The following is a 9,929-nucleotide window of genomic DNA, read 5'->3' on the forward strand; positions in this document are numbered from 1 at the left end:
TCGGCCGCCTGGGCGCCGGCCTGCAGCGCCTCCGGCGCCGTGGCCAGGCCGCGCCGCTGGCGCGCCTGCGCCAGCTGCTCGACCATCAGCGCGCTTTGCAGCGAGTCCGCCGCGGCCATCTGGCGTCCGGTCTGCGCCGACAGGCGAAAGAACTGCTGCGTGATCTGGATCGCCACGCGCCGGTGCGCGGCGGAAAAGCCGAAGTTGGCGCCGGCCAGCTGCTGCCCCGCGCGGTCGAGCACCGCTTCGCGCCCGCCGTCGTAGAGCAGCCATTTGAGCGTCACCGCCGGCACCAGCGCCTCGGCGTCGGACTTGAAATAACCGTTCGGATTCAGGGTCTTCGGCAGCGGGAAGGCCGCGTGCTCGTGCAGCGCCGCCGCCTGCGCCGCCAGGATCGGCCCGTACTTGCTGCGCACCACGCCCAGGTTGAGCGCCGCCTCCTCCGCCTGGGCCCAGGCGACGCGCGTGTCGCTGTTCTGCTTCATGCCGGCGGCGACCAGTTCGGCCAGCGACAGGGCGGCGCCGGCCGAGGCGGCGGGCACGCCACAATAAATATGCGGCTCGGCGGCGGCGGCCGTGTCGACCGCTGCGCTGAGGTCGGCGGCGGCGCAGCAAGGCCAGGCCGCCGCCGCGCACAGCAGCGCATGACTGATAGGGAGGAAAGAAGGACGCGGCATGGAGTGCATGGAGTGGACTGGATGGTGAATGATTTTCCAGTGTAGCGAGCTTGATCGCGCCCATCGCCGGCGCACGGAAAAATGCGCAAGACAGCAAAACAAACCGCATAAATCCGCAACGGCCGCGCGCGCATCGGTGCGATGATGCCGCCATCGACAGCCACCATTGCGCCCCATGCCTATCCGATCCACGACCGCGATCGCCGTCACCGCCGTGCTGTGCAGCGGTTGCGGCCCGGCCCCCAGCGTGGCCATCCTCGGGGCCTACTTTCCCGGCTGGATGCTGTGCGCGCTGCTGGGCATCGCGCTGACCGTGCTGCTGCATCTGCTGGCCGGCGCCGCCGGCCTGCACCGGCCCGGCGGCCCGCCGCTGCTGTACCCCCTGCTGGCCCTGCTGTGCGCAACGCTGCTCTGGCTCTTCCTTTTCCGTGGACTATGATGACGCATCAAGCAACCGCACCCGCCGCCGTCGGCGCCGATACTCCCCGCCGCGCCCCGTGGCGCCGCCTGCTGCTGCCCGCCGTGGCGCTGCTGTCGCTGGCGGCGCTGGCCTGCGCCGTGGGCTTCGTCGACAGCTATCCGCGCACCGATGACGCCTTCGTCCGCGCCAACACGGTCGGCATGGCCGCCCAGGTCTCCGGCCGCATCGTCAGCGTCCAGGTGCGCGACAACGCCATGGTGGCCAAGGGCGACGTCCTGTTCGTCATCGACGCCCGCCCTTACGCGCTCGACGCCGAACGCCTGCGCGCCCAGCTGGCCACGCTGGAAGCGCAGGTCGTGCTGGCGCAGCGCCAGGTCGACGCCCAGCGTTACGCCGCCGCGGCCAGCGACAGCAACGTCGCGCGCGCGCGCCAGAACGCGGCGCAGCGGCGCTCCAGCCTGCAGCGGCTGGAGCCCCTGCTGGCCGAGGAATTCGTCACGGAGGAGCAGGTCGACCAGGCCCGCACGGCGCACATCGCCGCCGACGCCGAGCTGCAGTCGGCGCTGCTCGACCGCAAGCGCGCCGCCAGCGCCGTCAGCGGCGTCGACGCGCTGCAGGCGCAGAAGCACGAGCTGGCGGCGGCCATCGCCCATGCCGACTACCTGCTGGAGCAGACCGTGGTGCGGGCGCCGTTCGACGGCCGCGTGGTCGACCTGACCATCTCGGAAGGCGAATTCGCCGCCAGCGGCAAGCCGCTGTTCACCATGATCGATACGCACGCCTGGTACGTGGTGGCCAATTTCCGCGAGACGGAGCTGAAGAAGATGCGTCCCGGCACCGCCGCCAGCGTCTACCTGATGAGCGACCCGGAGCAGCGCTTCGACGGCGTCGTCGAGTCGATCGGCTGGGGCGTGCTGCCGGATGAAGGCGGCAGCACGCAGGGCCTGCCCAAGGTGCCGCGCTCCATCAACTGGGTCCACGTGGCGCAGCGCTTCCCGGTCCGCATCCGCGTGCGCGAGCCGTCGAACCGACTGTTCCGCATCGGCGCCTCGGCCGTGGTGACGATCACGCCGGGCAGCGCCGGCGCCGGGCATTGAAGCTGGCGGCGCTCCGCGACCGGCTGGCGCCCTTCCCCGGCCGCGCGCAGGCGAGCCTGCGCATGCTGGCCGCCTGCCTGCTGATCGTTTCGCTGTCGATGACGCTGCAGATCCCCAACGCCGCGCTCTCGGCCTACATGGTGTTTTTCATCTCGCGCCGGGAAGCGGCCGCCACCCGCACCGCCGGCATCGCGCTGATCGCCGCCGCCAGCGTCGCCATCGGCCTGACGCTGCTGGCCTACCGCGTCACCATCGACGCCGCGCCCTTGCGGCTGGCCCTGATGACCCTGCTGTTCTGCGCCGGCATGTACCTGTCGCGCGTGTTCGTGGCCGGCCCGCTCGGCTTCGGGCTGGGCTTCATCCTGCTGGTCACGCAGTCGACCGTCGACCTGTACCCGGGCGGCGAGCCGCTGGTGCGCGATACGCTGTGGACCTGGATGGCGATCTGCTTTGCCATCGTGGTGGTGCTGCTGATCGATATGCTGCTGCCGGCGCGCGCGCCGGCCTTGGCGCCGCAGGGCGCCGCCGCGCCGCCGCGCGCGCGCCGCCTGTTCGTCGACGATGCGCTGCGCAATCCGGTCTACCTGCGGTTCGCCCTCAAGACCACCTTCGCCGCCATGCTGTGCTACATCGTCTACACCGCGCTGGCGTGGCCCGGCATCCACACCTGCCTGATCACCTGCGCCGTGATCGCGCTGGCCAGCAACGAGGCCACCCTGCACAAGGCCACGCTGCGCATCGCCGGCGCGCTGGTGGGCGGCGGGCTGGCGCTGCTGGCCACCGTGTTCGTGGTGCCGCACCTGGAGTCGCTCGGCGGCCTGCTGCTGACGATCGCCCCGGTGGTGGCCGTCAGCGCATGGATCGCGGCCGGCCCCGAGCGCGACGCCTACTTCGGCTGGCAGATCGCCTTCGCTTTTTTCCTGTGCGTCCTGCACGGCTATGGACCAAGCACCGATGTCACCCCGGTGCGCGACCGCCTGGTCGGCATCGTGTTCGGGATCATCGTCATGAGTGTGATGTTCCGTTTTGTCTGGCCCGAGCGCGCCGCCGGCGACGGCCCCGCCCCGGTTTAGCCGGCGCGGGCCGCACGATCGCGACATCCGCGCAGGAGAGCAAAAGACAGGCGGGCGCGGTGCGGGCGAGGATACGGCACCCGGCCAGCGTGGCCGCAGCCCCGCTGCGACCGCCATCGGGTCGGGTATGATGACGGCATGAGCAGGTCGCGCGCAACGGCACGACATTCGATTCTGACGACTGGAGGGCAGGCGTGGCGGAGATTCCCTATATTGGCGCGGCCGAGCGCATCTATCCGGTCTACAAGCTGATTCCCTTGTCCGCCCACCTGGCGGCGGCCGGCATCGGCGCCGAACAGACGCTGGCCGGGTCCGGCATTACCGTGGCGGATCTGGACGATCCGTATTTCTTCGTGTCGCGGCAGCAGGTCGCCACCGTCTTCGGCAACTTCCTGCGCCTGACGCCCGGCACCATCAGCCCGCTGGAACTCGGCGCCTCCTTCCACCTGACCGACTATGGCTTCTACGGCTATGCGCTGCTCAGCAGCGCGACCGTGCGCGACGCCATCGATTTCGGCATGGCCTACCGCGAGCTGGCCACGCCGATCGTCGAGGTCGAACTGAGCTTCGCCGACGGCGAGGCCGCCTGGCTGATCCGGCCGCTGCCGGACTTCGCGCCGCACGAGGCGATGGCGCGCTTCGTGCTGGAATACCAGAGCGGCATCCTGCTGGCGCTGCACAAAAGCGTCAGCGGCAACGCCTTCCGCCTGCGCTCGGCCAGCTTTGGTTTCGCCGTGCCCGACAGCGCGGCGCACTACCACACGGTGCTGAACTGCCCGATCGTGTTCGACGCGCCGCAGACCGAGCTGCGCTTCGACCAGGCCTGGCTGGAACACCGTCCGCTCGGCGCGCACGCCATCACCTTCCAGCTGGTGCGGGAGACCTGCCGCGAGATGCTGGAGCGCATCGGCGGCGGGCGCGGCGTCGTCGGCGAGATTTACCGCCATTTGCTGAGCCGTTCCGGCCAGTTCGCCACGCTGGAGGAAATGGCCGGCTACCTCGACCTGCATCCGCGCACCCTGCGGCGCAAGATCATCAGCGAAGGCACGACCTACCAGGAAATCATCGACGAGGTGCGCTTCAAGCTGGCCTCGGGCTATCTGACGCGCACCGAGATGACCCACGAGTCGATCTCGGAACGGCTCGGCTTCAGCGATGCGTCGAGTTTCCGCCGCGCCTTCAAGCGCTGGGCCGGCGTGTCGCCCAACCAGTTCAAGAGCCGCTGAGCGGGCGGCCGTCAACGGCGCGGCAGGTCGTAGGACTGCGACAGGCGGCCGCGCCCGTCGTATTGGATCAGCCCCTGGCGCACGCCGAGCGCCACCGCGTGGCTGCGCGCGGTGGCGCCCAGCTTGGTGAACAGTCCCTTGAGATGGCTCTTGACCGTGCCCACTTCGATATTCAGTTCCCGCGCGATCATCTTGTTGCAGCATCCTTCGGCCAGCAACATCAGCACTTCATTCTGGCGCTTGCTCAGGTTGACGGCCTGTGAAAGGCCGGCCTCGTCCTGCGCCACCAGCGGACTCATGAAGCGTATCCCGCCGGCCACGGCGCGTATCGCCCGTTCCAGTTGCGCGCTGCCGTCGCTATGCAGCAGATAGCCGCGCACGCCGGCGGCGACGGCAAGATGGACGTCCCAGTCGGTATCCCTGTGCGTCAGGATCAGCACCGGCGGCTTTCTGCCGCGGCCATACAGCGACACATTGCAGCGCGCCAGCCCGCTCTGGTAGTCGGTAATGAAGACGTCGACCGGCGCCGGACAGTCGCTGGCGTCGTTGAGCAGCAGGTCCGCAAAGCCGGCCAGCAAGGCGTGCAAGCCGGCGCTGACGACAGCATCCTGGTGATCGATAACAACGTGGATGGGTTGGTAATGGCTCATGTGATTCGGCGTCATAGCTCGCCCGGACGGTTGGCTGCGGTCACATGGTGGCCGCATCGCGCCGGCCTGTCTTATGATTTTCTGCTGCCATGAGCATATCTTGCGGTGGATGTGCGTGACGGCGCGCGCCACGGCACATCACGATACGGCGCCGGCAAAACCCTCTTACGGCAAGGGCTTTTTGAAGCGCAGCACAAAGCGGTCGGTCTTGCCGCGCACGGCCGGGTCGAAGATTTTCAGCTGGTGGTCGTCGCCCTGCACGGCCAGCACGGCGCTTTCGCCGTCGAGCACGAAGCCGGCTTTTTCCACTTCGGCTTTCACCGCGGCCGGATCGATGCGGTGCAGGTCTTCGATGTTCTTCAAGCCGCTGCCTGCGGCGGCCGCATGGTCGGCCACGATGTAGTAGCCGCCCGCTTTCAGGCGCTTGAAGACGGCCTGGTTGAAGGCGTTCACGTCGGCCCCCTGCATGAAGCTGTCGTGCAGGTCGTGGTAGTTCTCGAAGGTCCACACCACATCGGCCTGGTTGAGCATGTCGGCCCCGGGCTGCTCGGCGAGCGGATAGGAGCTTGCCGCGACGTTGCCGTGGCCTGCTTCAGTGGCAATGGCCTTGGCCAGCGCCAGCGGATCGGACTTGAAGCCGGTGATCTCGGCCGGCACATAGGCGACCACCTTGCCCTTGGGGCCGACCACCGTCGAGAACAGGCGCGACCAGTAGCCGCCGCCCGGCCAGACATCGACCACCACATCGCCCGCCTTGACCCGGGCGAAAGCAAGCAGCTCGGCCGGATGGCGCACCGCGTCCTGCTGCGCATCTTTTTCCGGCCGCGCCTTGTCGGCAACCGCCGCCGTCACCGCCGCCGACGGCGCCTGCGCCTGCGCCGGCGCGGACAGCAGCAGCGGCGCAACCGCCACGGTGACAAGCGCTGACTTCAAGAACAATACTGATTTCATGGATCGGACCTTTCCTGATGTTCCCGCACACGTTGTGCGGCTGCGCTATCTTACTCCCGCCCAGCCGATGGACTTCATCCCATGTCATAAAAAAAAGCCCGCCGAAGCGAGCTTGAAGTGGTGCCTGAACCGGTCTTAGAACTGGTTCATCGTGTTGTCCTTGCCGGCGGCCTTCAGGGCTGCTTCGCCGCTGAAGTAATCCTTGTGGTCGTCGCCGATGTCCGAGCCGGACATGTTCTGGTGCTTGACGCAGGCGATGCCCTGGCGGATCTCCTTGCGCTGCACGCCGGCCACGTAGCCCAGCATGCCCTGGTCGCCGAAGTATTCCTTGGCCAGGTTGTCGGTCGACAGCGCGGCCGTGTGGTAGGTCGGCAGCGTGATCAGGTGGTGGAAGATGCCCGCTTCGCGCGCCGCGTCGGCCTGGAAGGTGCGGATCTTTTCATCGGCCTGTTTGGCCAGCTCGCTGTCGTCGTATTCGACGCTCATCAGCTGGGTGCGCTCGTAGGCGGACACGTCCTTGCCTTCGGCCTTGAAGGCGTCGTACACCTGCTGGCGGAAGTTCAGCGTCCAGTTGAACGACGGGCTGTTGTTGTACACCAGCTTGGCGTTCGGGATGACCTTGCGGATTTCCTTGACCATGCCGCCGATCTGCGCGATGTGCGGTTTTTCGGTTTCGATCCACAGCAGGTCGGCGCCGTTCTGCAGCGAGGTGATGCAGTCGAGCACGCAGCGCGCTTCGCCGCTGCCGGCGCGGAACTGGAACAGATTGCTTGGCAGGCGCTTGGGACGCAGCAGCTTGCCTTCGCGCTTGATGATCACGTCGCCATTGCCCAGCGCATCGGCCGACACTTCCTCGCAGTCGAGGAAGGCGTTGTACTGGTCGCCCAGGTCGCCCGGCTTGGCGGTGACGGCGATCTGCTTGGTCAGGCCGGCGCCCAGCGAGTCGGTGCGGGCGACGATGATGCCGTTGTCCACGCCCAGCTCCAGGAAGGCGTAACGGATGGCGCGGATCTTGGCCAGGAAGTCCTCGTGCGGCACGGTGACCTTGCCGTCCTGGTGGCCGCACTGCTTCTCGTCCGACACCTGGTTTTCGATCTGGATGCAGCAGGCGCCCGCTTCGATGAACTGCTTGGCCAGCAGGTAGGTCGCCTCGGCGTTGCCGAAGCCGGCGTCGATGTCGGCGATGATCGGCACCACGTGGGTGACGTGGTTGTCGATCTTGTCCTGGATGGCGGCCTTGGCCGCACCGTCGGCGGCGTCCAGCTGGCGGAACAGGCCGCCCAGCTCGCGCGCATCGGCCTGGCGCAGGAAGGTGTACAGCTCCTTGATCAGCGCCGAGACGGCGGTTTTTTCGTGCATCGACTGATCCGGCAGCGGGCCGAACTCCGAGCGCAGCGCAGCCACCATCCAGCCCGACAGGTAGAGGTAGCGGCGGTCGGTGCTGTTGAAGTGCTTCTTAATCGAGATCATTTTTTGCTGGCCGATGAAACCGTGCCAGCAGCCCAGCGACTGGGTGTATTGGCTCGGATCGGCGTCATAGGCCGCCATGTCGGCGCGCATGATGCCGGCGGTGTATTTGGCAATGTCCAGGCCGGTCTTGAACTTGTTCTGCGCGCGCATGCGGGCAGCGGACTCGGGGTTGATGGCGTTCCAGGCGGAACCTTGTTGCTCTTTCAAAGCGCCAACCGCCTTGATGTCGTCTTGATATTGGGACATTTTTATCTCCTAAAGAAAAACACAAATAAGCAAAACCGCATGTCTAAATAGTAGGCCATTCTGATGCATCGCACCAAGTCTTATATAAGACATACAAGTGAAATTTATTCGTTATTTTTCAAATAGATAGATATCTCTTTTCTTAATATGAAACGCTTTTTCAAAAAATGAGAAAAACCATGCGGCGCTCCACCATGCCTGATTTCACATGGTGGAAGCGCGTTTTTCATGGCGAGGAAAGGCTTATTTGGTGGCGGCGCTGATGGCGGCGCGCAGGGTGGCGTCGGTCCAGCCATAGGTCTGGGTCTGCCCCTGCTCGCCGCCGGACAGGGTCACGCCGGCGCTGCCCAGGCTGGCCTGCAGCGCCTGCGTGGCGCCCAGGCGCGTGATCATCAGCTGGCCACGGTCGGGACGGTTGTCGCCGGCTTCGTGCACCGGGCTGACGACGCTGACCTGCCAGCTGTCCTTGCCGTTGCTGACGGTGTACACCAGGTTGTTGGTGCTGCGCTCCGGCTTGCCGGCGACGAAGGTGATCACGGTCGAGGTGCTGCCGGCGTTGCTGATGGTGTAGCTGGTGGACGAGCCGGCGCGGAACAGCAGCTGGTTGGAGGTGTAGAAATAGCTGTCGACGTCGCCGTTGGCCTGCAGGGTGCCGTTGATGTCGCCGCCGACCAGCTGGAACTCCAGGTCGCCGCTGGCCGCTTCCAGCACGTCAATGGCCGGCGCCTTGAGCTGCGCCACCACCATGGTGTGGTCGGGATTGGCGGTCAGCTGCGCCACGGTGCTGGTGCCGTTGAACAGCTGGTACGGCAGCTCGGTCGGGCGGCAGCGCGCCAGCGTCTGCGTGGCGGTCGCGGCGCTGTAGCTCAGGCTGCCGCTGACGCCGCAGTTGCCGGTGCCGCCGGCGGTCAGCTGCAGGGCCTGCACCGATTCCAGCATCTGGAAGGTGGCCCAGGCGGTGGCGAACGAGGCCAGGTCGTTGCCGGTGGTGGCCGGCGGCGTCGTGACCGGCGGCGTGGTCACGGGCGGCGTGGTCACCGGCGGCGTGGTGCCCGAGGTCTGGCCGCCGCTGCCGCCACCGCAGGCGGTCAGGGCCACAGCCAGGGACAGGGCAACGGCGTTCAGGGTCAGAGGAGAGGCGCGCATGGGAAAATCCTTTTCAAAAAGTGGGATGGACGCCGCGCTTTGCGTGCGGACATAGGCGTATTCGTAGGCCGGCACGAAAACGGACAAACTTTTTTTAAATATTTTTCCGCCGCTGGCCAGCCGCCTGCCTTCCTCTATAATTGCCTTCATGACACTACTCATCCGTATCGCCGCCATCCTGCTGCTGTGCGGCAGCGCCCACGCCGCCGACCTCGCCTACCGCGGCGCGCCGAAGTTTGCGCTGGTGGTCGGCAACACCGCCTACCCCGGCAAGCTGGCGCTGCGCAACGCCGAGCGCGACGCGCGCCTGATCGCGCAGAAGCTGACCCAGGCCGGCTACACCACCGAGCTGCTGCTCAACACCGACCGCGCCACGCTGTACCGCGCCTTCGGCAAGCTGGCGCAGCAGTTGCAGGGCGGCGGCGCCGGCGTGTTCTACTACGCCGGCCACGGCGCGCAGATCGACGGCGCCAACTACCTGATCCCGGTCGATGCGCGGCTCGAGCAAGCGTCCACCATCACCGCCGGCAGCGTGGCGGTCGACTATCTGGTCGAGCGCATGAAGACCAGCGGCGCCCACCTGTCGCTGCTGTTGCTGGACGCCTGCCGCAACGATCCCTCGCTGCCGCGCCTGGGCGGCGTCTACCGTGGCCTGGAAGTGACCGGCCTAGCGCCGGAGCAGCCGGCCAACGGCATGCTGATCGCCTACGCCACGCAGCCGGGCGAGCGCGCGCTGGACGGCGCCGGCCAGTACGGACCGTTCGCGCAGGCGCTGGCCAAATGGCTGCCGCAGCCCGGCCTGCCGATCGAGTCGGCCATGAAGATGGTGCTGACCGACGTGCGCAGCGCCACCCGCGACGAACAGCGGCCGTGGTACGCCACCTCGCTGGTGGGCGGCTTCGCGCTGGTGCCGGCCGCCGGCGCCAACCCGATGCTGCAAACACCGCGCGCGGCGGCCGAGGGCGGCCGGCC

The 9,929-nt window shown here is 67.3% G+C and carries 10 protein-coding genes; 5 read left to right on the forward strand and 5 right to left on the reverse strand.

Translation table 11 applies throughout. From position 1 onward, the window contains the following. The coding region (locus GJ695_RS28725; protein ID WP_166455417.1) for a TolC family protein at nucleotides 1–677 on the reverse strand (677 nt) is incomplete at its 3' end. Between the two features lie 175 nt (nucleotides 678–852). On the opposite strand from GJ695_RS28725, the gene GJ695_RS28730 reads away from it, so the two are divergent. From GJ695_RS28730 to GJ695_RS28745, 4 genes are all read left to right on the forward strand, one after another. Continuing rightward, nucleotides 853–1,116, forward strand: a complete 264-nt coding sequence (locus GJ695_RS28730; RefSeq protein ID WP_154370510.1) for a YtcA family lipoprotein — start codon at nucleotides 853–855, stop codon at nucleotides 1,114–1,116. After that, nucleotides 1,113–2,195, forward strand: coding sequence for a multidrug transporter subunit MdtN (mdtN, locus tag GJ695_RS28735; RefSeq protein ID WP_229261305.1), 1,083 nt, complete (start codon nucleotides 1,113–1,115; stop codon nucleotides 2,193–2,195). Before GJ695_RS28730 ends, mdtN begins: the two co-directional genes overlap by 4 nt. Next, entirely contained in the window at nucleotides 2,192–3,268 is a 1,077-nt protein-coding gene (locus tag GJ695_RS28740) for an FUSC family protein (protein ID WP_154370511.1), read from the forward strand. Before mdtN ends, GJ695_RS28740 begins: the two co-directional genes overlap by 4 nt. 194 nt (nucleotides 3,269–3,462) lie before the next feature. Next, nucleotides 3,463–4,494: an AraC family transcriptional regulator gene (locus GJ695_RS28745; protein ID WP_154370512.1), complete on the forward strand. Its 1,032-nt coding sequence runs from the start codon at nucleotides 3,463–3,465 to the stop codon at nucleotides 4,492–4,494. Nucleotides 4,495–4,505: 11 nt separating this feature from the next. On the opposite strand, the gene GJ695_RS28750 is transcribed toward GJ695_RS28745, so the two are convergent. The 4 genes from GJ695_RS28750 to GJ695_RS28765 all read right to left on the reverse strand — a co-directional run bounded on the left by GJ695_RS28750 (nucleotide 4,506) and on the right by GJ695_RS28765 (nucleotide 8,957). Next, nucleotides 4,506–5,144: a response regulator transcription factor gene (locus tag GJ695_RS28750; protein ID WP_166455370.1), complete on the reverse strand. Its 639-nt coding sequence runs from the start codon at nucleotides 5,142–5,144 to the stop codon at nucleotides 4,506–4,508. Nucleotides 5,145–5,309: 165 nt separating this feature from the next. Beyond that, nucleotides 5,310–6,077, reverse strand: coding sequence for a class I SAM-dependent methyltransferase (locus GJ695_RS28755; protein ID WP_229260695.1), 768 nt, complete (start codon nucleotides 6,075–6,077; stop codon nucleotides 5,310–5,312). Between the two features lie 153 nt (nucleotides 6,078–6,230). Further along, complete coding sequence (locus tag GJ695_RS28760) at nucleotides 6,231–7,811, reverse strand: isocitrate lyase (RefSeq protein WP_154370514.1); 1,581 nt, start codon at nucleotides 7,809–7,811, stop codon at nucleotides 6,231–6,233. Nucleotides 7,812–8,054: 243 nt separating this feature from the next. Continuing rightward, nucleotides 8,055–8,957 (reverse strand): hypothetical protein, encoded by a 903-nt coding sequence (locus tag GJ695_RS28765; RefSeq protein WP_154370515.1) that lies wholly within the window; start codon nucleotides 8,955–8,957, stop codon nucleotides 8,055–8,057. A gap of 148 nt (nucleotides 8,958–9,105) precedes the next feature. On the opposite strand from GJ695_RS28765, the gene GJ695_RS28770 reads away from it, so the two are divergent. Beyond that, nucleotides 9,106–9,929 (forward strand): caspase family protein (locus GJ695_RS28770; protein ID WP_166455418.1); only part of this gene is annotated, 824 nt, incomplete at its 3' end.

Origin of the sequence: Duganella alba (genome assembly GCF_009674495.1) — a bacterium.
In the GTDB taxonomy this organism is placed as follows: Bacteria; Pseudomonadota; Gammaproteobacteria; order Burkholderiales; family Burkholderiaceae_D; genus Rugamonas; species Rugamonas alba.